Below are 25025 nucleotides of genomic sequence, written 5' to 3' on the forward strand. Positions count from 1 at the left end.
TTCGGGCCGGCGACCGGCCCCTTCATCAATCACCCGCAACAACACTTCTTGCACGGCGTTTCACTTTTAAAAGGCTCAGGCGTTGCGCGCTCGGCCGAGCAGTGCGTAAAGAATGATCGCGCCGAAAGTGGCGGTTCCGATGCCGCCCAGAGCGAAGTCGCCGAACTTCAAGGTGAAGTCGGCCGTGCCGATGATCAGCGTGATCGCGGCCACGATCAGGTTCTTGTTCTGCGAAAAATCGACCCGGTTGTCGACCCAGATCTTGGCGCCGGCAATGGCGATGAGGCCGAACACCACGATGCTCACGCCGCCCATCACCGGCAGAGGAATCGCCTGGATCAGCGCGCCGAACTTGGGACTGAAGCCCAGCACCAGCGCGATGACGGCCGCCACCACGAACACCGCCGTCGAATAGATGCGCGTGGCCGCCATTACGCCGATGTTCTCGGCATAGGTGGTCACGCCCGTGCCGCCGGCGGCGCCGCTCACCACGGTGGCAATGCCGTCGCCGATGAACGCGCGGCCGATGTAGGGGTCGAGGTTGCGTCCCGTCATGGCGGTGACGGCCTTCAGGTGGCCCAGGTTTTCCGCCACCAGGATGATCGCCACCGGGGCAATCAGCAGCATGGCATTGGTCGTGAACACCGGCGCGGTGAAGGTCGGCATGCCGAACCAGGCCGCGTTGGCAATGCCGCTCAGGTCCACCGGCTTGCCCATGCCCAGGATGTTCGTCAGCACCGCATAGACCACGGTGGCAAGGATCAGCCCGACCAGGATCAAGAGGCGCTGCAGCATGCCGCGCGTGAACACCGCCACCAGTCCCACGCAGAGAAAAGTCACGGCCTGCATCCACGAATCGAAATTGCTGGCCGCCATGTTCTTGACCGGCACGCTCGCCAGGTTGAGCCCGATCACCGCCACCACGGCGCCCGTGACCACCGGCGGCATGAAGCGCTCGATCCAGCCCGTGCCGACGGCCTGCACGATGGCGCCGATGAGGATGTAGATCACCCCGCAAGCCACGATGCCGCCGAGCGCCACCGCGATGTTGGGGTTGGGCCCCTTGCCCGCATAGCCGGTGGCCGCGATCACCACGCCGATGAACGCGAAGCTCGAGCCCAGGTAGCTGGGCACCTTGCCGCCCGTCACCAGGAAGAAGATGAGCGTGCCGATGCCGCTCATCAGGATGGCGATGTTGGGGTTGAAGCCCATGAGGATGGGCGCCAGCACCGTGGCGCCGAACATCGCGATGACGTGCTGAATGCCCATGGCGCCGGTTTGCAGCCAAGGCAGGCGTTCGTCGGGCGCGATGACCGCGCCGCCGGCCAGTGTGGACACCGGCTTTTCTGTCCAGTTGAACATTTCTTTCTCCTCTTGTTGGTCGGGCGTGATTGTGGTCGATGAACCTCGCGCTGAACACACCCGCCGGACGAGAAGCAAGAAGGAAGCCGCGGCGGCCGGAGCCCGCCGCGCCGTACCTCAGCGCGGCTGCAGCACCGCCATCGTGATGCGCGACACGCAGGTCAGCTCGCCCGCCTCGTTCGTCAGGTCGATCTGCCAGACCTGCGTGCTGCGGCCGCGGTGCACCGGCCGCGCGGTGCCGGTGACCCAGCCGCTGGTGACCGCCCGGATGTGATTGGCGTTGATGTCCAGGCCCACGGCCCGGTCGCCTTCGGGCGCCGAATAGTGCGCGCCGCACGAGCCCAGCGTTTCGGCCAGCACCACCGACACGCCGCCATGCAGGATGCCGTAGGGCTGGCGGGTGCGCTCGTCCACCGGCACGCGGGCGCGGATGAAGTCGTCGCCCACCTCCAGAAACTCCATGCCGAGCGTGGAAACGGCGGTGCCGACGTGGTTGCGGGTGAGCTCTTCGACCGAGATCTCTTTCTTCCAGATGCGCATTCGTTTTCTCCGGTACGGATGTGCTGGAAACTATAGCGATGGCGGCTGACAATGGCAGTCTCCTTTGCGTGCTAACTTGCTGCGATGAAGCGCCCTCTCAGACTCTGGCTTGCCGGCATTGCCGCGGTCCTGCTGCTCGGGGCCGGGGTGCTGGTGTGGGTGGTGAGCACCCGCTTGCCCAGCGACGAAGAGGTGGCGGTCCGGATTTCCGAAGCCTTCGAAAAGCGCTTTGGCGTTGGCCTGAAAGTGGGCAGTGCGCATTGGGCGCTGCTGCCGGCGCCCGTGCTCGTGCTTTCCAACGTCGCGACCGACCAGCCCCGCCCGATCACGCTGCGCCGCATCACCCTCCAGTTCAAGCTCGGTGAGCTGCTGCGCCGCGTCGTCGCCCTCGACGAGGCCGAGATCGAAAGCCTGGTGCTGCCGCGCGAATCGTTCCGCGCATTTCGCGGCAAGGGCCCCAAGCCGAAGGAGGGCGGCAATATCGTCGCGTTGCCCGCGCCCTGGACGCTGGCCCCGGTGCCGCTGGAGAAGCTGCGCTGGCGCGACGTGGTCTGGATCGACCGGCGCGACATCGCGCTGGCCTACGACGGCGAGATCAGCTTCGACGCCAACTGGCGGCCCCGCCAGGCGCGCCTCGAACGCGCCGGCGCATCGCCTCCTGCCCGGCTGCGCCTGGACCGTGCCGCGGCAGGACAGGACCGGTGGCGCACCCGCATCGACGCGGGCGGCGGCACGTGGAACGGTGTCACTCTGCTGGAAACGCTGCCGGAAGACAGGCTGCGCGTGTCGGCCGAACTCGAACCTCGCCAGATCGACCTCGGAGGACTGGTGCAAGCCTTTGGCCGGCGCACGGCGGTCGCCGGCAAGGTTTCCGGCTTTTCCACGCTGGTGGCCGAGGCCGGCGACCTGGGTGGGCTGATCCGCGGCATGCGCACCCGCACCACCTTTTCGGTCCGCCCCGCCACGCTCACCGGGCTGGACCTGGCGAAGACGGTGCTCACCGCGGGCACCGAGCGCAGCGGCACCACGCCGCTCGACGAGCTCACCGGCACCCTCGAAACGCAGGGCACCGAAGACGGCATCGTGCTGCGCTACACCAACCTCAAGGCGCGATCGGGCGTGCTCACCGCCAGCGGCAACCTGCGGTTCTTCAATCGCAAGCTGGACGGCGAGCTGGCGGTCGATATCGTCGACGGCGTGGTGGGCATGCCGCTCAAGATCGGCGGCACCGCCAGCGACCCCGAGATTTCGCTGACCGGCGGTGCGCTGGCCGGCGCCGCGGTCGGCACCGCGGTGCTGCCGGGCGTGGGCACGGCCATCGGCGCGCGCGTGGGACAGCAGGTGGAAAAGCTGTTCGGCGCCGAAGAGCCCGCAAAGAAGAAAAAAGCCCCACCGCCGCGGCCCCCCAAGCCACCTGCGGTGTCGCGCTGACGCTTCAATCGCGCGGGCGTATCACCTGCAGGTCGTGGTGGGCGCCGGCATGCAGCCGTGCCACGTCGGCCGCGCGCCGCGTGAGCACCGCGCGCTGGTTGATGTAGCCCTTGTCGGTGATCTCGCCCGCATCGAGGCTCGGCGCCTCTGTAAGCACCAGCGCACGCGTGGGGCACTGAGAAGACCCCGCGCCCTCATCGCGCAGCGCGCGCAGCACGTCCGCAATTCGCGCGGCGAGTGCCTGCGGCGCAGCCTGGGGAGCGGCAAACACCAGCATGCCGATCTCGTCGCTGTCGTGGCCGGTGAGCACCACGTCCTGCGCATGCGGCGCCAGCATCGACACCAGCTTGACGCGCAGGGTACCCACCGACACCCAGGTGCCGCTCGAGAGCTTGAAGTCTTCGGCCACGCGGCCGTTGAAGACCACGCCGCGTTCGGGCCGGCCGGCGTCGGTCAGGTAGCCCGCATCGCCGATGCGGTAGTAGCCCTCTTCATCGAACGCCTCCGCCGTTTCGCGCGGCGCATGGCGGTAGCCCGGAAACACCGAGACGCCCTTGACGCGCATCTCGAGCTTCTGCCCGTTGGGCACGAACTTGAGCTCGAGCCCCGGCAGCGGCGCGCCAATGCAGCCCGCCCCGTCGAGCTTCCAGTGCGCCGAGGTGATGGCGGGCGAAGTCTCGGTCGCTCCCCACGAGGTGGTGAGCCACAGCGGCCGCTCGGGCCGCACGCGCTTGGCCACCGCTTCGAGCCGCTGCCAGGTCGAGGGCGCGAGCGCCGCCGCCGCATAGAAGGCCAGCCGCAGCCGCGAGAACACCTCGGCCGCGAGTGCATCGTCGGTTTCGAAAAACGGCAGCAGCATGTCGAACCCGCGCGGCACGTTGAACAGCAGCGTGGGCTTTACCTCGCGCAGGTTGCGCACGGTCTTTTCGATGAGCCCCGGCGCAGGCCGGCCCTCGTCGATGTACAGCGCGCCGCCGTGGCACAGCACCATGTTCAGGTTGTGGTTGGCGCCGAAGGTGTGGCTCCAGGGCAGCCAGTCGACCAGCACCGGTTTTTCCTGCGTGAGGAAGCGCCAGGTCTGCGTCATCATCTGCTGATTGGCACACAGCATGCGGTGCGTGTTGATCACCACCTTCGGCTTGCCCGTGGAACCCGAGGTCAGCAGGTACTTGGCGTGGGTGTCGGGCAGCACGGCCTGGTAGGCCTGCATCACGGCCGGTGTTTCGCTGGCTTCGAGAAACTGCGCAACGGGCAGGGCGCCGGCGTGTGCATCGGCATTGCGGCTGAACACCGCCACCGCCTCCACGCCGCAGCCCGCGAGCGCACCGCCGTACACCTTGGCATCCGATGCATAGATCAATGCCGGTTGCAGCGCCTGCAGCATGCCGTGCAGCCGCGACGGATCTTTTGCCATGCGCGAATAGGCGCTCGAGAGCGAGCACGCCGTGCGGCCGATGTGCATGGCCGCGAGCATCAGCACCGCATGGTCGATCGAATTATCCGAAAGGATCGCGATGGGTTTGCCCTCGGGCAGCTTCAGGTCGAGCAGCGCCTGCGCCACCGCACCCACGGCCTGGCGCAGCGCGCGGTAGTCGAGCCTGCGCCAGCCTTCGCCGCTCTCGTCGCGCTCCGCAAAGGCCAGCGCCTCGGGCGTTTCGCGCGCCCAGCGCTCGATCCATTCGCCGATGCAGCGCGCATAGGGCCGCAGGGCCACCGGTGAACGCAGCGCGAAGGAGCCGTCGTCGAAGTCGATGCGCACCGTGCGGGGCGGGGCAATCTGGCTCTCGTCCAGGAGGAAGTCGTCGTCGGTCATATGCGGTCGCTGCCGGGCCGCCCCAAAGCGAACCGCGCCTCCCCCACGGGGGGTGGCGAAGCACACGAAGTGGCAAGCCGGGGGGCAGTCATTTCTAGTCGAGTCTGCCGGTGTCGGCTTTGGCGCGAATCAGGTCTAACAGCAGGATGTCCCGCGCGGCTTCCAGGTCGGAAACGCGCCGCGCACCCAGTTCCTCGGCCACGCCTTGCGTCACCTGCTGCTTGAGGTCAGGCGTCATCGACGGCGCACCGAGGTCCTTCCACCAGTCCTCGATCGGCCCGCCCAGGTGCGCGAGCACGTGTTCGATGCCGCCCGCACCGCCGGAGAGATGCAGGTTCATGAACGGCCCCATCACCGCCCAGCGCAGGCCCGGGCCGTGCGCAATGGCGGCGTCGATATCGGCCACGCTCGCCACGCCTTCGTTGACCAGGTGAAAGGCTTCGCGCCAGAGCGCGGCCTGCAGCCGGTTTGCAATGTGGCCCTTGATCTCGCGCTTCACGTGGATCGGCCGCTTGCCGATGGCCGCATAGAACGCCATCGTGCGTTCGATGGTTTCGGCCGAAGTGCGCTCGCCGCCCACTACTTCCACCAGCGGAATCAGGTGCGGCGGATTGAACGGATGGCCCAGCACCACGCGTTCCGGGTGCTTGCACTCGGCCTGCACCGCGCTGATGGCCAGCCCCGAGGAACTCGACGCCAGAATAGCCTGAGCCGGTGCGGCCTCGTCCATGCGCCGGAACAGGTCCGTCTTGAAATCCAGCCGCTCGGGGCCGCTCTCCTGCACGAAGTCGGCGTGCGCCACGGCGTCTTCAAGCCGGGCGTGAAAGCGCAGCCGCCCGGCCGAAGCCCCGGCAGCCAGGCCGAAGCGTTCAAGCGTCGGCCAATGCGCGGCCACCGCCGCGCGCAGCCGCGCCTCGGCATCGGGCGAGGGATCGGTGGCGTCCACGTCCAGGCCCTTTGCCAGGAAGAAGGAGGCCCAGCTGGCGCCGATGACGCCCGTAGCAACCACCGCCACGCGTTTCGGAGTCAGTTCCATTCGCATCGCCTCAGGAATCCGCCGTGAAGCCGATCTTCTTCACCAGCGGCCCCCAGCGCTCCGCCTCGGCCCGCTGCGAACGTGCCATCTCCTCGGCCGTGGAGCCCTGGGCGATCAGTCCGACCACGGCCAGGCTGTCAGTCACCACCTTTTCCTTGATGGCCGCGTTGATCGCGGCATTGGCCGCGGCCACCACGCTGGCGGGGGTTTTGGCCGGTGCGTAGAAGCCGAACCACTCTTCGGTGGTCAGCTCGCCGAAGCCCTGTTCTGCAAAGGTCGGCACCTCCGGCGAGAAGGGCGAGCGCGCCTTGCCCGATGTGGCAATCAGCCGCAGCTTGCCGGCCTTGTGGTTGGGAATGAAGTCGCCGCTGGGCGTGACCATGGCGGCAATCTGCCCGCCCACCACATCGGTCACGCCTGGGATCGAGCCGCGGTAGGGCACGTGCTTCAGGTCCACTCCGTTGTTCAGGCCCAGCAGCGCGCCGATGAAGTGCGGCGTGGAGCCGGCCGCCGGCGAGCCGTAGCTGGCTTGGTTCGGGTTGGCCTTGGCCCAGGCGAGAAAGTCTTTCACCGTGCGCACATCGGGCGGCACCAGCGGGCCGACCGCCAGGCCGTGGTGCATGACGGCGGCGATCGACACCGGCACGAAGTCCTTGCTCGGGTCGTAGCTGAGCTTGCTGTAGATGTGCGGATAGATCGAGGTGCACGAGAACGGCGACAGCGCCAGCACGCTACCGTCGGCCGGCGCGCTTTTCAGGGTTTCGAGCGCGATGCGGCCGCCCGCTCCCGGCTTGTTTTCGACCACCGCCACGTTGCGGGTATAGGCAGAGCCCGCGAGCTTTTCGCCCACGCGGCGCGCCACGCTGTCGCCCGAGCTGCCGGCCGGAAAGCCGTAGTAGATCTTGACCTGCTCGAGCGCCTGGGCCAGCGCGGCCAAGGGCGAGAGGGTGCCCAGCGCGGTGGCTGCGCCCAGCGTGTGGAGGAAGTGGCGGCGGTTGTTCATGGCATGTCTCCTGTTTTTTTGGCAGGTATCTGGCAAGGTTCTGCGGGGCCGATCGGCCGCTTCAACGCGGCGCGAACTCGGGGCGCGGCCCGCCTCTGCGCGGCAGTCCCATCATCTGCCTTGCTTCGGCCGGCGTGGCCACTTCCATGTCGAGCTCATGGATAACGCGCACGATGCGTTCGGTCAGCTGCACGTTGGTGGCGAGCTCGCCCTGGCGGAAATAAAGGTTGTCTTCCAGGCCCACGCGCGCATGCCCGCCCAGCAGCAGCGCCGCCACGTTGGCCTCCAGCTGCGAGGTGCCAATGCCGCTCACGCCGAAGATGCTGCCCTTGGGCAGGGTGTCGACCATCATCTGCAGGAAGCGCGGCGAATACGGCATCGCGTTCTGGAAGTTGCGGTGCACGTTCATCACCAGGTTGATGAAGTAGGGCTCGTCGTCGTGGCCCTCTCCGATCAGCGTGGTCGTGTCCTGCAGGATGTGCGTGGGGCTGAACACCTCCCACTCGGGCTTGATGCCGCGCGCCTTCATGCCGGCCGCCAGCTCGCGGCCGCGGGTAATGGGCGTGTCCATCAGGATCTGCCTGCCCTCGAAGCTCAGGTTCAGGGTGGTCGCATCCAGCGTGCACATCTCGGCGCCCGCGTCCATGCCCTTGATGCGCTCTTCCCACGCAATCTCCCAGCGGTCGCCCGCCAGCGGCTTCACCATGTCGCCATGCACCCCGCCGCCGGTGGAGTTGTTGATGACGATGTCGCAGCCGGCGTTGCGGATGCGGCTGTTGATGTCGCGGTACACCTCGGCGTCGCAGGTGGCGCCGTCGTCGGGCCGCCGCGCGTGGATGGCCGCCACGCTGGCGCCCGCGTTCCAGCAGCGCAGCACGTCGGCCGCGATTTCGGCGGGTTGGGTGGGAAGGTGCGGGTTCTGCGATTTGTGCGCCATGCCGCCCGTGGGGGCAATGGTCACGATCACTTTGCGCTTCGACGACATGCTCCGGGTCTCCTGGTGTCTTCGTTCATGAGGGGCGCGCTATTATTTTTTGGAGGCGCAGGCACACTCAGTCATTGCGACGACATTTGGAGTCAGGGTTTACGCGGCGCGGCCCCTTTTCCGCGCCATCAGGAGCTTTCTTTTCATGTCCACGACGAAGCCGGCCATCAAGGCGGCATCGCTCACGATCGAGCAGTTGCTTCAGCGCTCGGCCTGGTTTCCGCTGCTCGACGAAGCGGCGCGCGAGCGCGTGCTCGACGAGATGCGCGAAGTCGAGGTTGCGGCCGGCGCCGCCCTGTGCCGCCGCGGCGATACGCCGCTGCACTGGTACGGCACGCTCGAAGGTCTGCTCAAGTGGTCCATCACCTCCAGCGACGGCCGCTCGGTCACCTTCGGCGGTCTCTCGGTCGGCTGCTGGTTCGGCGAAGGCACGCTGCTTCGCGCGGCCCCGCGCTCGGCCGACGTCATTGCGCTGCGGCCCAGCCGCGTGGCCCAGTTGCCGCTGGAGACTTTCGAGTGGCTGCACCGCACCCAGCGCGGCTTCGATCACTTTCTGCTGCGGCAGCTCAACGAGCGGCTGCACTGGTTCATGGGCAACTACGCAGCGCACCGGTTGCTGGACGCCGACGGCCAGGTGGCGCGCGCGCTGGCGGGGCTGTTCCACCCGTGGCTGTACCCGGGCAGCGAGTTGCACCTGCAGACCTCGCAGGAAGAGATTGCCAATCTCTCGGGGGTGTCGCGGCAGCGGTGCAATGCGGCGCTGAGCCGGCTGAAGGAGGCGGGCTTTTTGCGCATCGAGTACGGCGGCATCACCGTGATCGACCTGGAAGGGCTGCGGCGGTTTATCGAGTAGCTCCAGCCCGCCTTCACTGCGCCTTCTCGCGAACAGTCTACAGCTGCTCCGACGACGTGCTCAAGCCCTTTGCGGGCCGCTCGAGGCCCTACGCGCTGCCGTACCCGGACGGACGACATGTGCCGCTACGCATGCGGGTGTTCATCGATTTCCTGATCGCACGGCGGGACGCATGAGGCTCACACGCCCAGCAGCTCTTCCAGCGCCTTCGGCTCGGCCAGCAGGTCGGCCGATGCCCCATGCCGCACGATCTGGCCCTTTTCCATCACCACCGCAAGATCGGTGTGCGCAAGCACCTTGCGGTAATCGCGGTCCACGATCAGCGTGGCGATGCCGGTTGCGCGAATCTCGCCGATCACGCGCCAGATCTCGGCCACGATCAGCGGTGCGAGGCCCTCGGTGGCCTCGTCGAGGATCAGCAGGCGCGGATTGGTCATGAGCGCGCGGCCGATGGAAAGCATCTGCTGCTCGCCGCCCGAGAGCTGCTGGCCGCCATGCGAGAGCCGCTCGGCCAGCCGCGGAAAGGTGGCCATCACGCGGTCGAAGGTCCAGGCGCGCCGTCCGTCGATGCCCGCGCGCTCGCTCATCACGAGGTTCTCGCGCACCGAGAGGTTCGGAAAGATGCCACGGCCTTCGGGCACATAGCCGATGCCCAGGCGCGCCATCTTCTCGGGCGGCCAGCCCGTGACTGTGCGGCCATCGACCTGCACTTCGCCCGAGGCGGGCCGCACATAGCCCATCATGCTGCGGATCAGCGTGGTCTTGCCCATGCCGTTGCGCCCGAGCAGGCCCACCGACGTGGCGGCCGGTATGCCGGCATGCACGCCGCGCAGGATGTGGCTGTTGCCGTAGTAGGTGTTGAGATCGCGGACGACGAGCATGTCAGTGGCCTCCCGACGGGCCGCCCCTAGGGAGGCCATTGCCCCCTCGGGAGGCAGCGAATACACGAAGTGATGAGCGTGGGGGCATCAGTGGTCCTCTCCGAGATAGGCGGTGCGCACTTCGGGGTTTTCTCGAATCGAGGCCGGGTCGCCCGTGGCGATGACCGTGCCGTTCACCATCACGGTGATGCGGTCTGCAACGCGGAACACCGCATCCATGTCGTGTTCCACCAGCAGGATGGCGTGCGTGGCCTTCAGCCGCGCGAGCAGGGTGAGCATGCGGTCGGTTTCCTCGGCGCCCATGCCCGCGAGCGGCTCGTCGAGCAGCAGCACGCGGGGCCTGGTGGCCAGGCACATCGCCACTTCGAGCTGGCGCTGCGCACCGTGGCTCAGCGTGCCGGCGATGCGCGGGGCTTCGTTCGAAAGGCCGGCGGCTTCGAGCGCCGCATCGGCCGCCGCATTGCTGGCCTCGCATTGCTGCGACGACTGCCACACTGTCCACGGCCGGGCCGTGGCGGCCTGGGCCGCGAGCCGGCAGTTCTCGTGCACGCTGAACTCCGGGAAGATCGTCGTGCGCTGGTAGCTGCGGCCCACGCCCGCGCGGGCGCGGCGCCATTGCGCGCGCTGCGTGACGTCGACGCCGTCGAGCGTGATGCGGCCTTCGGAGGCCTCGATCTCGCCCGAGAGCATGTTAATGAGCGTCGACTTGCCGGCGCCATTGGTGCCGATCACCGCGTGCACCTCGCCTACGTGCAGGTCGAGGGTGACGACGTTGACGGCGGTGAGGCCGCCGAAGCGGCGGGTGAGGCCAGTGACGGAAAGAAGAGCGCCTGCATTCATAGTCTTGCTCCCTCTCCCCTCGGGGAGAGGGCTGGGGTGAGGGCACTGGGCGGTAGAAAGCGCAGGGCGACGGGCAGGACCGCAGCCCTCACCCTAGCCCTCTCCCGCTTGCGGGAGAGGGGACAAATCCCGAACGCGGGGGCAGTCATGCAGCCTCCTTCGGCGAGATGCGCTTCACAAGACCGATCAGCCCCTTCGGCAGCCATGCCACGAACACGATGATCGCGATGCCCAGCGTCAGCTGCCAATGGTCCGCGAGCGGCCCCATCACCGCATGCGTGGAGAAGATCTCCTTCAGCAGCGTGAACGCAACGGCGCCGATGACCGCGCCGCGCAGATGTCCCAGGCCACCCAGGATCACCATCAGCAGCACCTCGCCCGAGTTGTGCCACGCCATGAGCTCGGGGTTGACCACGCCGTCGCGCGAGGCCAGCAGAAAGCCCGCCAGCCCGGCCAGCGCACCCGCCAGCACGAAGGCCGCGAGCTTGTAGCCGTACACCGGAAAGCCCGCCGCGCGCATGCGCTGCTCGTTCACCCGAATGCCCGCCAGCGCCGCGCCGAAGCGCGAACGGCGCACCAGCGCCAGGAGCCCGTAGGTGAACACCAGCGAAGCAAGCACCACATAGAACAGCACCATGCGGTTTTCCATGTCGAGCTTGCCGATGGCGGGACGCACATACATGTAGATGCCGTCGCTGCCGCCGCCGACCGCGGTGTCGTGGAACACGAAGAACGCCATCTGCGCGAAGGCCAGCGTCACCATGATGAAGTACACGCCGCGCGTGCGCAGGCTGAGCGCGCCCACGAACAATGCATAGAGCGCAGCAGCACCCATGGCCGCGGGCAGCAGCAACGCGAGGTTGCCGCCCTCGTTGCCCGAGGCCAGCACCGTGACATACGCGCCGATGCCGTAGAACGCCGCATGCCCCAGGCTCACGAGGCCGGTCATGCCGACCAGCAATTCGAGGCTCAGCGCGAAGATCGACAGGATCATCACCTTGACGACGAAGTCCGAGACGTAGTTGCCCATGAGCGGGCCCAGCACGCCGATGGCGATGGCGCAGATCACCGGCACGAGAAACGCGCCGCGCCGCATGGAGGTGTGCGCTTGCGTCATGGCCGCCTCCCCATCAGCCCTTCAGGCTTCCAGATCAGCACGATGGCCATCAGCAGGTAGATGCCGATGCCGGCAAGGTCCGCGAAGAACACCTTGCCGAAGGTGTCGACAAAGCCCACCAGCAGCGACGCCAGCAGCGCGCCGGTGATCGAGCCGATGCCTCCGATCACCACCAGCACAAAGCAGATGATGAGTACGCTCGCGCCCATGTTCGGATACACGGAAGACATCGGGGCCGCGATCATCCCGGCCAGCGCGGCAAGCGCCACGCCGGCCGCGAACACGATGCGGTAGAGCCGCTTCACGTCGATGCCCAGGCCGCGCACCATGTCGCGGTTGCTGGCGCCGGCGCGGATCATCATGCCGAGCCGTGTGCGGTTGACCACCCAGTACAAGGCCACCGCGAGCACGATGCACGCGGCCGACGCGAAGAGCCGGTACCACGGGTAGCTCATGACGTTGCCGAGCGCGAAGCTGCCGTCGAGCCACGCCGGCACCTTGACGCCGTGCACGTCGTTGCCCACGAGGATGGAGCGCAGCTCCTCGAAAACCAGGATGAGCCCGTAGGTCATCAGCACTTGCTGCAGATGGTCGCGCTGGTAAAGGTAGCTGAAGAAGGCCCATTCGAGCAGATAGCCGAAGATGGCCGCCAGCACCACGCCGGCCACCAGCATCAGCAGGAACTGGTCGCCGAACAGCGGCGCGAGCGTGAACGCCATGTACGCGCCGATCATGTAGAAACTGCCGTGGGCCAGGTTGATCACGCCCATGATCCCGAAGATCAGCGTGAGCCCCGAGGCCACCAGGAAGAGCAGGAGTCCGTACTGAACCGAGTTCAGGCACTGGACAAGGAAGGTGCCGAAATCCACGTTAGATCATCCCGGTAGAGGGCTCAGAGAAAGAGCGAGGCGCGCAGCGCCCGCGATGTTCGGGGGACACCGCGGAACCGGCTTCGCCGGGCCGCCGGTGTCGCCCCCTCGAGGGGGGAGTCGAGCTACACGAAGTGAGCGAGGGACGGGGGTGGGTCACATCCTGCAGCCACGGGCCGGGTCCGCCAGCCCCTTGGCCGCGATGCTCACCAGCCGGTTCTCCTTGCCTTCCACCTTGCGCAGATAGATGTCCTGCACGGGGTTGTGCGACTTGCTCATCGTGAACGCGCCGCGCGGGCTGTCGATCTTGGCCTTCTCGATGGCGGCCGTGAACTCGGCCTTCTTGCCGATGTCGCCCTTGGTGGCGGCCAAGCCCACGCCCAGCATCTGCGCCGCGTCATAACCCTGCACCGCATACACGTCGGGCTGCAGCTTGAACGCCTTGGCATAGGCCACGCGGAACGCGTTGTCGCGCGCCGTGTTCAGGCCGTCGGCGTAGTGCAGCGTGGTCAGCATGCCCTGCGCGGCTTCGCCCTGCGCGTCGAGCGTGCCGTCGGTCAGGAAGCCCGGCCCGTAGAGCGGAATCGTCTTGTTGAGGCCGGCGGCCTGGTAGTCCTTGACGAACTTCACCGCGCCGCCGCCCGCGAAGAAGGCATACACCGCGTCGGGCTTGGCCGCGGCAATCTCGGTGAGCAGCGCCTGGAACTCGACGTTCGGGAACGGCAGCGTGAGCTGCTTGTCGACCTTGCCGCCGGCCTTCTCGAAGCCTTCCTTGAAGCCGTTGACCGACTCCTCCCCGGCCGCGTACTTCCAGGTGATGGTCATGACCTTCTTCTTGCCCTGCTGCTTGGCCGCGACTTCGCCCATGGCGTAGGCCGGCTGCCAGTTGCTGAACGAGCTGCGGAAGATGTTGGGCGCGCACATCGGACCGGTGACCGCGTCGGCACCGGCGTTGGGCACGATGAGCACGGTGCCGCTTTCCTTCGCGGCCTTGGCCATGGCCATGGCCACGCCGGAGTGCACGGTGCCCACGATCACGTCGACGTTGTCGCGCTTGATCAGCTTGTTGACGTTGTCGGTGGCCCTGGCCGGATCGGATTCGTCGTCGACCTTGAAGTATTCGATCTCGCGGCCCGCGAGCTTGCCGCCCTGTTCGTCGACATAGAGCTTGAAGCCGTTTTCAATGGCCACGCCCAGCGCGGTGAAGGTGCCGCTGTAGGGCAGCATCAGGCCGACCTTGAGTTTGCCGGTGCCCTGGGCGCCGGCGGCGGATGCCAGTGCGGCGAATGCGATCGCGGTGAGCGCGAGGCGTGCTGTGCGAACCGGGGTGAATGGGGTCATGGTGTTTGTCTCCTGTTTTTGGCAATGAAAGAAGTGGCCGCGACGATGACACGATCCGGCTGATCGCGATGCGGGGAATGCCCGCATTCAGGGATTTCGAGCAGCTCGCATCCACTGACGCGCGCCGCAATGCCGTGGATCTGCGCGAGCGTGCCGTACTCGTCGTCGATACCCTGGATGGCCAGCACCGGGCAGCGAATGGCGTCGAGCTCGGCCTCGATGTTCCATTCGCGAAACGGCGGATGCAGCCAGATGCGGTTCCAGCCCCAGAAGGCGGAGTCGGCACTGTCGTGGTAGCGGCCGAGCTTCTTCGCCAGGTCGGTGGAAACGTAGGCGGTGCGGGCCTGTTCGATGTTCGCGACGGTCACGTCTTCCACGAAGATGTGCGGCGCCAGGACCACGAGACCCTGCACCTTGTCGGGGAATCGCGAGGCATACAGCAGGCTGATCGAGCCGCCATCGCTGTGGCCGAAGAGCCAGGGCTTTTCATCATCGCCGAGCTGCAGTGCGGCGAAGAGGGCGGGCAACACCTCGTGCGCCTGGCGGTGCATGAAGTCGACGTCCCAGATCTCGTTTTCTTCACGCGGCGTGGAGCGGCCATAGCCGGGGCGTGAGAAGACGAGACCGCGGGCGTTGGCGGCTTCGCAGACCTGCGTGGGGAAGTCCTTCCACATGGCGATGGAGCCGAGGCCTTCGTGGAGGAAGACGATGAGGGGGGCATCGGTGCGCTCGGGGGCGATCCATTGGCATTCGATGCGCACCGCGCGGTTGCGCCATTCAATGGTGGCGAAGTCGGTGCTCATTGCATTGCTCCTTCCCCCGCTGGGGGAAGGTGGGGATGGGGGCTCGCGGCGCTGGCAGAGGCCATGCCTTTGCACAGGCCGCTTGCCCCCACCCCAGCCCTCCCCCAGGAGGGGAGGGAGAAAGACAGGGAGGCGCTCATGCCTGCCGCTCCCGCTCACGCAACCTGAACCTCTGAATCTTCCCCGTCGCCGTCTTCGGCAGCTCCTGCACAAATTCAAGAAACCGCGGGTACTTGTACGGCGCGAGCCGCTCCTTCACGAAGGCCTTCAGTTCCTCGTCCGCGACCGACTGGCCTTCCTTCAGCACGACAAAAGCCTTGGTCTTGGTCAGCCCGTCCGCATCTTCCTTGCCGATCACCGCGGCCTCGAGCACGGCCGGGTGCTGCATCAGCGTGGCTTCCACTTCGAACGGCGACACATAGATGCCGCTGACCTTCAGCATGTCGTCGCTGCGGCCGGCATAGGTGTAGTAGCCGTCGGCATCGCGCGTGTACTTGTCGCCGCTCTTGGTCCAGCCGCCCTGGAAGGTTTCGCGCGACTTCTCGCGGTTGCACCAGTACATGAGCGCCGCGCTCGGCCCGCGGATGTAGAGGTCGCCCACTTCGCCGTCGGGCACCGGGCGGCCGTCTTCGCCGCGCAGCTCCACCTCGTAGCCTTCCACCGGCCGGCCCGTGGTGCCGTAGCGCACGTCGCCGGGGCGGTTGGAGATGAAGATGTGCAGCATCTCGGTGGAGCCGATGCCGTCGATGATCTCGCAGCCGAAATGCGCCTTGAAGCGCTGTGCGATCTCGCCGGGCAATGCCTCGCCGGCGGAAGAACACATGCGCAGGGCCACGGCTTCGCGGGCCGGCAGCTTGGGCGATGCGAGCATGCCGGCAAAACCCGTGGGTGCGCCGAAGAACACCGTGGGCTTGTGCTCTACCCAGCGGCGGAAGGTGGCATCGGGCGTGGGGCGCTCGGCCATCAGCACGACGGTCGCACCGACCGACAACGGAAAGGTCAGCGCATTGCCCAGGCCATACGCAAAGTACATCTTCGCGGCCGAGAAGCACACGTCGTTCTCGGTGAGACCGAGCACCGGCTTGCCGTAGAGCTCAGCCGTCCACCACAGGTTGGCATGCGTGTGGACCGTGCCCTTGGGCTTGCCGGTGGAGCCGGAGGAATAGAGCCAGAAGCCGGGGTCGTCGGAAGCCGTAGCCGCGGCGGATGCCATCGGCTCGGCGGCGGCGATCAGGTTGTCGAACTCCAGCGCGCCTCCAGGCATCGCGCCCATGGGTTGCGAGACGATCAGCGTGTGCACTTCATGCGTGCCGCGGCCCATCGCCTCCTGCAGGCCCGCCAGCAGCGCACCCGACACCAGCGCGGCCTGCGCGCGGCTGTGGTCGAGCATGTAGGCGTAGTCGTCGGGCGTGAGCAGGGTGTTGACCGCAACGGGCACCACGCCGGCATAGAGGCAACCCAGAAAACTCACGGGCCAGTCGCTGCTGTCGAGCATGAGCAACAGCACGCGTTCCTCGCGCCGCACGCCGGCAGCCTTCAGCGCGGCGGCCAGGCGGCGCGCGCGATCTTCGAGCTGGCCGTAGCTCAACGTGCCGCGGTCGTCGATGTAGGCGATGCGTTGGGCGCGGCCGCGGTTGAGGGCGAACAGGTGTTCGGCAAAGTTGAATCGTGCGGGCGGGCTTGTCATGCGTGTCTCCTGGGGCCGTGTTCTTTTCTTCTCGGGTCTTCTTGCTACAGAGCTAAAGGCCGAGTTGCGCGAGCACGCCGGGGCTCGCTTGCACCGCGCTGCGGCGGTGATAGAAGTCCAGCGCGCGCAGTCCGCCGAGCTCGGCGCCGCCACCCGCGCGGCCGGGGCCGCCGTGCAGCGACATCGGCATCACGTTGCCATGGCCGGTGTGGGCCTGCGCCACCTCGGGCGTGATCACGTGCACGCGTCCGTGGCTGGGCGCGACGGCAACCGCGGCCTGCGCCAGCGCGGCGTCGTCGCTGCCGTAGAGCGACGTCACCAGCGAGCCCTGGCCGCGGTGCGCCAGCGCGATGCCGTGCGCAAGGTCGCGGTAGGGCAGCAGCGTGGCAACGGGTCCGAACACTTCCACGTCGTGCACGCGCTGCGCCGCGTCGGCATCGCGCGCGCCCAGCAGCACCGGGCCGATGCAGGCGGCCACCGAGGGCTCGGCGTCGATCAGCGGCGTGTTGCGGCCGTCATGCAGCACGGTGGTCTGCGCGGACAGCGCTACCAGGCCCTCGCTCACCGCATTCAGCTGCGCGCGGCTCACGAGCGAGCCCATGCGCACACTCTCGTTGCGCGGGTTGCCCACCGTCACGTTCTTGAGCTTGGCGCCGATGGCTTCTACCGCGGCGTCGTACACCTCGGCCGGCACCAGAATGCGGCGGATGGCGGTGCACTTCTGGCCCGACTTCACCGTCATCTCGCGCACCACTTCGCGCACGAGCAGGTTGAAGGCCTCGCTGCCGGGCGCCTCGCCGGGCAGCAGCAGGGCGCTGTTGAGGCTGTCGGCCTCGATGTTCACGCGCACCGATCGCTCGGTGACGGCCGCGTGCGAGCGGATGACCGCCGCGGTTTCGGCCGAGCCGGTGATCGAAGCCACGTCGAAGGGCTGCAGCGCATCCATCAGGCCGGCCGAGCTGCCGCAGATGACGGAGAGCGCGCCCGCGGGCAGCACGCCCGCATCGACCACGTCTTTCACCATGCGCTGTGTGAGCCAGGCGGTGGCCGTGGCAGGTTTCACGATCACGGGCACGCCCGAGAGCAGCGCCGGCGCCGCCTTTTCCCACAGGCCCCACGAGGGAAAGTTGAACGCGTTGATGAACAGCGCCACGCCATGCGTCGGCACCTGCAGGTGCTGCGACATGAACACCGGCTCCTTGCCGAGCTTCGCCGCATCGCCGTCGCGCAGCGCACGCACGTCGCCGAGCGCATCGCCCCATTTGGCGTACTGGCCCAGCGTGAAGATCGCGCCATCGATGTCGACGGCCGAGTCGTTCTTCACCGTGCCGGAGTTCGCGGTCGCAATCTCGCAATAGGTATCGCGGTTGGCCTGCAGCACCTTCACGATGGCAGCAAGCAGCCCCGCGCGCTGGCGGTAGGTGAGGGCGCGCAGTGCGCCGCCGCCCTGTTCGCGTGCAAAGGCAAAGGCCGCGGGCAGGTCGAGCCCGGTGGCGTCGACGCGCACGAGCTCGGTGCCCAGCACCGGATCGAAAAGAGGCGTGCCGGCGCCCGAACCGCTTTGCCAGCGGCCTGCGACATAGTTGGAAAGGAGCTCGGTCATTGGGTGAACTTGATCTGCCCTTCGGGCAAGAGATAGAGAACGAGCGCGCGGCCTTGCGCCACGGTCGGGCGGTGCGCGGTGCCGGGGCCGTAGACGCACCAGCCCGCGGGCCGGCCGTCGAAGGTGGCGCCGGCACTGCTTTCGAGCGGCATGATCAGGTCGATCTCGCCATTGGGATGCGTGTGGTGCGGCCCCGCGATGTCCTGCATGTCGACCACGTCGACGGAGAAGCGGTGCAGTGCGTCTTCGGCCTTGAACACGCGGCCGTAGCGGATGCCGCCGCCCTCGCGCTCGCACAGCCAGCCTTCGGCCACGCCGCCGATGCAGGCCTGGCGCAGCTGCTCGAAAGTGGCGGTGCCCACGCCGTGCGTGGCGTTCAGCCACTGGTCGAGCTGTTCGTCGAGCGGCCGGCCGGCAATTTCGGCGGTCAGGCCGGCAATCAACTGGTGAAATGCTTCCTTGCTGGACATTGGCGGGCTTCCTTTTGGAGGCTGGCTGGCAGGGTGGCGCCACAGCGAACTTATGAACTACATTGCAGGATCGTTGCGCGTGCAGTATCTTGCTTGTGGTCGAACGATAAGCACCGAGTCAAAAGGTGTCAAGCAATATAGTGCATATATGGTGTTTACCCTGAGCGCGCACAATCCCGGCCAAGAACGAGGACTTGCATGAACGAGCATGGAGACGCGGTGCTGTCCACCGCGCACGACGGCAATCACGCCGGCAACGCCGCCGCCGCACCGGCCGGGGAGGCCAGGAACCCATTGCTGGCGGCATTGGGGGACCGCGTGCGCAACCTGCGAGCGCAGCGCGGCCTCACGCGCAAGGCGGTGGCCATTTCGGCCGGCGTGTCGGAGCGGCACCTGGCGAACCTCGAATACGGCATCGGCAATGCGTCGATCCTGGTGCTGCAGCAGGTGGCGGGCGCGCTGCATTGCTCGCTGGCCGAGCTCGTCGGCGACGTGACCACCAGCTCGCCCGAGTGGCTGCTGATTCGAGAACTGCTCGAGAACCGCAGCGAAACCGACCTGCGTCGGGTGCGCCTGGCGCTGGGCGAACTGCTGGGCACGGCCTCTGTCGATCCGGCGCGGCACCGCCGCATCGCGCTGGTGGGCCTGCGCGGTGCAGGCAAGTCCACGCTCGGGCAAATGCTGGCCGACGACCTGGAGCTGCCCTTCGTGGAACTGAGCCGCGAGATCGAGAAGCTTGCGGGCTGCAGTGTGCGCGAAATTCACGACCTGTACGGCACCAGCGCCTACCGCCGCTACGAACGCCGCGCGTTGGAAGAAACGATCCAGATCTACAGCGAAGTGGTCATTGCCACGCCGGGCGGCATCGTGTCCGACCCCGCCACCTTCAACGAGCTGCTCGCGCACTGCACCACCGTGTGGCTGCAGGCCGCGCCCGAAGAGCACATGGGCCGCGTGGCCGCGCAGGGCGACACCCGCCCCATGGCCGCCAGCAAGGAGGCGATGGAAGACCTGCGGCGCATCCTGAACGGGCGCGCCGCCTTCTATTCGAAGGCCGATCTCTCGGTGGACACCAGCGGCAAGACGCTGGCGCAGAGCTTCCAGGCGCTGCGGGCCGCCGCGCGCCAGTCGATCGGCATCGGCGCCTGAACTGAAGTTTTGAAAAAAAGCGATTCAGGCATTGACTTGCCTATTCGCATGCAGCATGATGCATGTCATCGGAACCAGAAGATGCATTATTCTTCCGGTTTGCATCTGGCCCCCACAGGAGACTTCCGTATGACCGAATCCACGACCCTTCAGGCGCCTCCGCGCGTCGACTACCGCATCGAACCCGCGCAGTACAAGCACTGGAAGCTCAGCTTCGACGGCGCGGTGGCGCGCCTGGTGCTTGACATCGCGGAAGACGGCGGTATTCGCCCCGGCTACAAGCTCAAGCTCAACAGCTACGACCTGGGCGTGGACATCGAGCTGAACGACGCGCTCAACCGCGTGCGCTTCGAGCACCCTGAAGTGCGCAGCGTGATCGTCACCAGCGGCAAGGACCGCATCTTCTGTTCGGGCGCCAACATCTTCATGCTGGGCGTCTCGAGCCACGCCTGGAAGGTGAACTTCTGCAAGTTCACCAACGAGACGCGCAACGGCATCGAAGACTCGTCGAAGCATTCGGGCCTGAAGTTCATCGCGGCCGTGAACGGCGCCTGCGCCGGCGGCGGCTACGAGCTGGCGCTGGCCTGCGACGACATCCTGCTGGTGGACGACCGCTCCTCGGCCGTGTCGCTGCCTGAAGTGCCGCTGCTCGGCGTGCTGCCCGGCACCGGCGGCTTGACCCGCGTGACCGACAAGCGCCATGTACGCCATGACCTCGCCGACATCTTCTGCACCAGCGTCGAAGGCGTGCGCGGCCAGCGCGCGGTCGAGTGGCGGCTGGTCGACGCGGTCGCCAAGCCGGCGCAGTTTGCGGCTGCCGTGCAAGACCGCGCCGCGCAGCTCGCCGCCGGCAGCGATCGCCCCGCGGGCGGCAAGGGCGTGGCGCTGACCCGCCTGGAGCGCGAGGAAACCGCCGACAGCCTGCGCTATTCGAACGTCGAGATCCAGATCGACCGCAGCAAGCGCACGGCCACCATCACCGTCAAGGCGCCCACCGGCACGCAGCCGGCCGGCGTTGCCGACATCGAGGCCGCAGGCGCCGCATGGTGGCCGCTGGCCGTGTGCCGCGAGTTGGACGACGCCATTCTTCACCTGCGCACCAACGAGCTCGACATCGGCACCTGGCTGCTCAAGACCGAAGGCGACGCAGAGGCCGTGCTCGCGTCGGACGCCGTGATGCTCGCCCACAAGGACCATTGGCTGGTGCGCGAAACCATCGGCGCGCTGCGCCGCACGCTGGCGCGCCTGGACGTGTCGTCGCGCAGCCTGTTCGCGCTGGTCGAGGCCGGCTCGTGCTTTGCCGGCACGCTGGCCGAGCTGGCCTTTGCGGCCGACCGCAGCTACATGCTCGCGCTGCCCGACGAGGCCGAGCGCGCGCCGAAGCTCGTGCTCAACGAATTCAACTTCGGCTTCTATCCGATGGTGAACGACCAGAGCCGCCTGCAACGCCGCTTCTATGAAGAAGCCGCGCCGCTCGACGCAGCACGCGCCGCCGCCGGCAAGCCGCTCGACGCGGACGAAGCGCTGAAGCTCGGCCTGGTGACCGCCGCGCCCGACGACATCGACTGGGACGACGAGATCCGCATTGCCGTCGAAGAGCGCGCCGCCATGTCGCCCGACGCGCTCACCGGCCTGGAAGCCAACCTGCGCTTTGCCAGCAAGGAGAACATGGCCACCCGCATCTTCGGCCGGCTCACCGCCTGGCAGAACTGGATCTTCAACCGCCCCAACGCCGTCGGCGAAAAAGGTGCGCTCAAGGTCTACGGCACCGGCGAGAAAGCCGGCTTCGACCTCAATCGTGTATGACCCCCAGTCTTCGCGCACTTCGTGTCGCTTCGCCAACCCCCTTCCAGGGGGCAACGCCAGCGGCCCGGCAAAGCCGGTTCCGCGGCGTTCCCCGCACAGACATCTCTCCAGCAACCCATCGATAAAGGTTTCGCCATGAGCACGATCAACTACAGCGAGAAGATCCCCAACAACGTCAACCTCGGCGAGGACCGCACGCTGCAGCGTGCGCTCGAAGGCTGGCAGCCCAACTTCATCAACTGGTGGGACGACGTGGGCCCCGAGGGGTCGACCAACCACGAGGTGTACCTGCGCACGGCCGTGAGCGTCGATCCGCAGGGCTGGGCGCAGTTCGGCCATGTGAAGATGCGTGACTACCGCTGGGGCATTTTTTTGAACCCGGGCGACGCCAACCGCGAGATCCACTTCGGCGACCACAAGGGCGAGAAGGCCTGGCAGGACGTGCCGGGCGAACACCGGGCCAACCTGCGCCGCATCATCGTGACGCAGGGCGACACCGAGCCCGCATCGGTCGAGCAGCAGCGCCACCTGGGCCTCACCGCGCCGAGCATGTACGACCTGCGCAACCTGTTCCAGATCAACGTGGAAGAAGGCCGCCACCTGTGGGCGATGGTCTACCTGCTGCACAAGCACTTCGGCCGCGACGGCCGCGAAGAAGCCGAGGCACTGTTGCAGCGCACCTCGGGCGACGAGAACAACCCGCGCATCCTGGGTGCCTTCAACGAGCGCACGCCAGACTGGCTCGCGTTCTTCATGTTCACCTACTTCACCGACCGCGACGGCAAGTTCCAGCTCTCGGCGCTGGCTGAAAGCGCGTTCGATCCGCTGGCGCGCACCACCAAGTTCATGCTGACCGAAGAAGCGCACCACATGTTCGTGGGCGAGAGCGGCGTCTCGCGCGTTCTGGCGCGCACCGCGCAGGTCATGAACGAGCTGAAGACCGACGACGCGCAGAAGGTGCGCGCCGCGGGCGCCATCGACCTGGGCACCATCCAGCGCTACCTGAACTTCCACTACAGCGTGACGATCGACCTGTTCGGTGCCGACCAGTCGAGCAACGCCGCCATCTTCTACAGCTCGGGCCTGAAGGGCCGCTACGAAGAAGGCAAGCGAGGCGACGACCACGTCCTCAAGGGCCAGACCTACAAGGTGCTCGAGGTCAAGGACGGCCAGCTCGTCGAGAAGGACGTGCCGATGCTCAACGCGCTCAACGAAGTGCTGCGCGACGACTTCATCAAGGACTCGGTGGCCGGCGTCGGCCGCTGGAACAAGGTGCTCGAGAAGGCCGGCATTCCCACCCGCCTGGTGGTGCCGCACAAGGCCTTCAACCGCCAGATCGGCGCGCTCGCCGGCATCAAGATGTCGCCCGAAGGCCGCGTGGTGAACGAGGTCGAATGGGCCGCGAAGAAGAACGAATGGCTGCCCAGCACCGAAGACTTTGCTTTCGTGGCATCGTTGATGGGCCGCGTGGTCGAGCCGGGCAAATTTGCCGGCTGGATCTCGCCGCCGGTGATGGGTATCAACCGCCAGCCGGTGGATTTCGAATACGTGCGTTTCGGCTGATTGGGTATTACTCCCTCTCCCCGCGGGGAGAGGGCAGGGGTGAGGGTAGGCGGCGTCCCCACGACAAGCTGCTGCCCCCTCACCCTGACCCTCTCCCCAAGGGGCGAGGGAAAGGAGAAACAACATGGATACGGCCGTTGAAGCCGGGGTCATCAAGCAGCACCTGATCGACCCCGAGATATGCATCCGCTGCAATACCTGCGAGGCCACCTGCCCCGTCAACGCGATCACGCACGACGACAACAACTATGTCGTTCGCGCCGACATCTGCAATGGCTGCATGGCCTGCATCTCGCCGTGCCCCACGGGTTCGATCGACAACTGGCGCACCATGCCCGTGGTGCGCGCGTACTCCATCGAGGAGCAGTTCACCTGGGAATCGCTGCCTGCGGAACTCTCGCCAGAAGAACTCGAAGCCGCGGGCGTTGCGGCCGGCAGCGGCGATGAAACCGAGGCGGCCGCTGCGCCCGCGCCGGCGCAAGCGCAAGCCACCGCCGAAGCCGTTGAGCCCGTCTTCAATTCCGCCCAGTACGGCGCCACCGTGCCGCCCTGGTCGGCCGCGCACGCCTACACCAATCTCTTTCCGCCGAAGTCTCCGACAACGGCCACCGTGGTCGGCAACTTCAACTGCACCGAAGCGGGCTTCGACAGCGAGACGCATCACATCGTGCTCGACTTCGGCGTGGTGCCGTTCCCGGTACTCGAGGGCCAGTCGATCGGCATCGTTCCGCCCGGTGTCGATGCCATCGGCAAACGCCACCATGCGCGCCAGTACTCCGTGGCCAGCCCGCGCAACGGCGAGCGGCCTGGCTACAACAACGTGTCGCTCACCGTGAAGCGCGTGACCGAAGACCACCAGGGCGAACCGGTGCGCGGCGTGTGCTCCAACTATGTGTGCGACCTGAAGGTGGGCGACACAGTGCAGGTGGTCGGACCCTTCGGCGCTTCGTTCCTCATGCCGAACCATCCCAAGTCGCACATCGTGATGATCTGCACCGGCACCGGCAGCGCGCCCATGCGCGCCATGACCGAATGGCGCCGCCGCCTGCGCAAGAGCGGCAAGTTCGAAGGCGGCAAGCTCATGCTGTTCTTCGGCGCGCGCACCCAGCAGGAGCTGCCGTACTTCGGTCCGCTGCAGTCGCTGCCCAAGGACTTCATCGACATCAACCTTGCGTTCTCGCGCACGCCGGGCCAGCCCAAGCGCTATGTGCAAGACCTGATGCGCGAGCGCGCCGCCGACCTGGCCGCGCTGCTGAAAGACGGCGCAAGCCATTTCTACGTGTGTGGGCTCAAGAGCATGGAGGAGGGCGTAGTGCTCGCATTGCGCGACGTGGCGAAGGAAGCGGGCCTGGACTGGGACACCGTGGGTGCCGCACTGAAGCGCGAAGGCCGGCTGCACCTGGAGACGTATTAAGCTGCGGCGGATGAAGTTCGCCGACTTCCATGCGGGGCAGGTCATCGAGGCCGGGCCTTACGTTGTTTCCGAGGTGGAGTTGGTCGGGTTTGCGCAAGCGTACGACCCGCAGTGGTTCCACACCGATGCAAAGGCCGCGGCCGGCAGCGCCTTTGGCGGGCTCATCGCGAGCGGATGGCACACCTGCTCCATCGCGATGCGCCTCGTGGTCGATGCCGCGCTCGCGGGCTCCGAGTCGTTCGCGTCGCCGGGGCTCGAGCATGTGCGCTGGCCCCATCCCGTGCGGCCCGGCGATGCCTTGCGGCTCGTGGCCGACGTGATCGAGGTGCGGCGCTCGGAGAAGCGGCCCACGCTGGGCATCATGCGCTGGCGCTGGCGGCTCTTCAACCAGCGCGAGCTGATGGTGCTCGACGTCGAAGTCACGAGCCTATTCAGGCTTGAAGCGACCGGCTGACGCTC

Annotated in this window: 22 protein-coding genes; 7 read left to right on the plus strand and 15 right to left on the minus strand. The window is 67.1% G+C overall.

Annotation, left to right across the window (positions count from 1 at the left end):
* Positions 1-75: 75 nt before the first annotated feature.
* Positions 76-1362 carry a solute carrier family 23 protein gene (locus EJI00_RS06245; RefSeq protein ID WP_126746606.1) on the minus strand — a complete coding sequence of 429 codons (1287 nt, stop codon included), beginning with the start codon at positions 1360-1362 and terminating at the stop codon, positions 76-78.
* A gap of 117 nt (positions 1363-1479) precedes the next feature.
* The gene (locus EJI00_RS06250; RefSeq protein WP_126746607.1) at positions 1480-1902 is read right to left on the minus strand and encodes a hotdog fold thioesterase; all 423 of its coding nucleotides are present in this window, start codon (positions 1900-1902) and stop codon (positions 1480-1482) included.
* Positions 1903-1986: 84 nt separating this feature from the next.
* Here EJI00_RS06250 and EJI00_RS06255 point away from each other — a divergent pair, with 84 nt between their 5' ends.
* Positions 1987-3333, plus strand: coding sequence for a hypothetical protein (locus tag EJI00_RS06255; RefSeq protein ID WP_126746608.1), 1347 nt, complete (start codon positions 1987-1989; stop codon positions 3331-3333).
* 4 nt (positions 3334-3337) lie between these two features.
* Here the strand turns inward: EJI00_RS06255 and EJI00_RS06260 are convergent, their stop codons facing one another.
* From EJI00_RS06260 to EJI00_RS06275, 4 genes are all read right to left on the minus strand, one after another.
* Positions 3338-5146 carry a feruloyl-CoA synthase gene (locus tag EJI00_RS06260; protein ID WP_126746609.1) on the minus strand — a complete coding sequence of 603 codons (1809 nt, stop codon included), beginning with the start codon at positions 5144-5146 and terminating at the stop codon, positions 3338-3340.
* Positions 5147-5240: 94 nt separating this feature from the next.
* On the minus strand, positions 5241-6182 hold the full coding sequence (locus EJI00_RS06265) for a 3-hydroxyacyl-CoA dehydrogenase NAD-binding domain-containing protein (protein ID WP_126746610.1): 942 nt from the start codon (positions 6180-6182) through the stop codon (positions 5241-5243).
* 10 nt (positions 6183-6192) lie between these two features.
* A complete protein-coding gene (locus EJI00_RS06270; RefSeq protein ID WP_126746611.1) occupies positions 6193-7185 on the minus strand; it encodes a Bug family tripartite tricarboxylate transporter substrate binding protein in 993 nt (330 codons plus the stop codon).
* Positions 7186-7246: 61 nt separating this feature from the next.
* Positions 7247-8170 carry a 3-keto-5-aminohexanoate cleavage protein gene (locus EJI00_RS06275; protein ID WP_126746612.1) on the minus strand — a complete coding sequence of 308 codons (924 nt, stop codon included), beginning with the start codon at positions 8168-8170 and terminating at the stop codon, positions 7247-7249.
* A gap of 145 nt (positions 8171-8315) precedes the next feature.
* Between EJI00_RS06275 and EJI00_RS06280 the strand changes: the two genes are divergently transcribed.
* Entirely contained in the window at positions 8316-9023 is a 708-nt protein-coding gene (locus tag EJI00_RS06280) for a Crp/Fnr family transcriptional regulator (protein ID WP_126746613.1), read from the plus strand.
* A 179-nt stretch (positions 9024-9202) separates the two neighbouring features.
* On the opposite strand, the gene EJI00_RS06290 is transcribed toward EJI00_RS06280, so the two are convergent.
* The 9 genes from EJI00_RS06290 to EJI00_RS06330 all read right to left on the minus strand — a co-directional run bounded on the left by EJI00_RS06290 (position 9203) and on the right by EJI00_RS06330 (position 18634).
* Positions 9203-9904 (minus strand): ABC transporter ATP-binding protein, encoded by a 702-nt coding sequence (locus tag EJI00_RS06290; RefSeq protein ID WP_126746614.1) that lies wholly within the window; start codon positions 9902-9904, stop codon positions 9203-9205.
* A gap of 87 nt (positions 9905-9991) precedes the next feature.
* Positions 9992-10744, minus strand: coding sequence for an ABC transporter ATP-binding protein (locus tag EJI00_RS06295; protein WP_126746615.1), 753 nt, complete (start codon positions 10742-10744; stop codon positions 9992-9994).
* 145 nt (positions 10745-10889) lie between these two features.
* Positions 10890-11861: a branched-chain amino acid ABC transporter permease gene (locus tag EJI00_RS06300; RefSeq protein WP_126746616.1), complete on the minus strand. Its 972-nt coding sequence runs from the start codon at positions 11859-11861 to the stop codon at positions 10890-10892.
* Positions 11858-12730 carry a branched-chain amino acid ABC transporter permease gene (locus tag EJI00_RS06305; RefSeq protein ID WP_126746617.1) on the minus strand — a complete coding sequence of 291 codons (873 nt, stop codon included), beginning with the start codon at positions 12728-12730 and terminating at the stop codon, positions 11858-11860. The genes EJI00_RS06300 and EJI00_RS06305 overlap by 4 nt, the downstream gene beginning before the upstream one ends.
* Before the next feature lie 156 nt (positions 12731-12886).
* Complete coding sequence (locus EJI00_RS06310) at positions 12887-14071, minus strand: ABC transporter substrate-binding protein (protein WP_126746618.1); 1185 nt, start codon at positions 14069-14071, stop codon at positions 12887-12889.
* The gene (locus EJI00_RS06315) at positions 14068-14874 is read right to left on the minus strand and encodes an alpha/beta fold hydrolase (RefSeq protein ID WP_126746619.1); all 807 of its coding nucleotides are present in this window, start codon (positions 14872-14874) and stop codon (positions 14068-14070) included. The genes EJI00_RS06310 and EJI00_RS06315 overlap by 4 nt, the downstream gene beginning before the upstream one ends.
* A gap of 136 nt (positions 14875-15010) precedes the next feature.
* Entirely contained in the window at positions 15011-16561 is a 1551-nt protein-coding gene (locus EJI00_RS06320; RefSeq protein ID WP_126746620.1) for a benzoate-CoA ligase family protein, read from the minus strand.
* Between the two features lie 52 nt (positions 16562-16613).
* On the minus strand, positions 16614-18164 hold the full coding sequence (locus tag EJI00_RS06325) for a 3,4-dehydroadipyl-CoA semialdehyde dehydrogenase (protein ID WP_126746621.1): 1551 nt from the start codon (positions 18162-18164) through the stop codon (positions 16614-16616).
* Positions 18161-18634 (minus strand): DUF4863 family protein, encoded by a 474-nt coding sequence (locus EJI00_RS06330; RefSeq protein WP_126746622.1) that lies wholly within the window; start codon positions 18632-18634, stop codon positions 18161-18163. The genes EJI00_RS06325 and EJI00_RS06330 overlap by 4 nt, the downstream gene beginning before the upstream one ends.
* A gap of 198 nt (positions 18635-18832) precedes the next feature.
* Here EJI00_RS06330 and EJI00_RS06335 point away from each other — a divergent pair, with 198 nt between their 5' ends.
* The 5 genes from EJI00_RS06335 (at position 18833) to EJI00_RS06360 (ending at position 25020) form a co-directional block, all read left to right on the plus strand.
* Positions 18833-19783, plus strand: a complete 951-nt coding sequence (locus EJI00_RS06335; protein WP_126746623.1) for a helix-turn-helix transcriptional regulator — start codon at positions 18833-18835, stop codon at positions 19781-19783.
* Positions 19784-19912: 129 nt separating this feature from the next.
* A complete protein-coding gene (boxC, locus tag EJI00_RS06340; protein WP_126746624.1) occupies positions 19913-21589 on the plus strand; it encodes a 2,3-epoxybenzoyl-CoA dihydrolase in 1677 nt (558 codons plus the stop codon).
* 135 nt (positions 21590-21724) lie between these two features.
* Positions 21725-23152 carry a benzoyl-CoA 2,3-epoxidase subunit BoxB gene (gene boxB, locus EJI00_RS06350; protein WP_126746625.1) on the plus strand — a complete coding sequence of 476 codons (1428 nt, stop codon included), beginning with the start codon at positions 21725-21727 and terminating at the stop codon, positions 23150-23152.
* A 124-nt stretch (positions 23153-23276) separates the two neighbouring features.
* A complete protein-coding gene (gene boxA, locus EJI00_RS06355) occupies positions 23277-24566 on the plus strand; it encodes a benzoyl-CoA 2,3-epoxidase subunit BoxA (protein WP_126746626.1) in 1290 nt (429 codons plus the stop codon).
* Positions 24567-24576: 10 nt separating this feature from the next.
* Positions 24577-25020 carry a MaoC family dehydratase gene (locus EJI00_RS06360; RefSeq protein WP_126746627.1) on the plus strand — a complete coding sequence of 148 codons (444 nt, stop codon included), beginning with the start codon at positions 24577-24579 and terminating at the stop codon, positions 25018-25020.
* Positions 25021-25025: the final 5 nt, after the last annotated feature.

The organism is Variovorax sp. DXTD-1, from assembly GCF_003984625.1.
Classification (GTDB): Bacteria; Pseudomonadota; Gammaproteobacteria; order Burkholderiales; family Burkholderiaceae_C; genus Variovorax.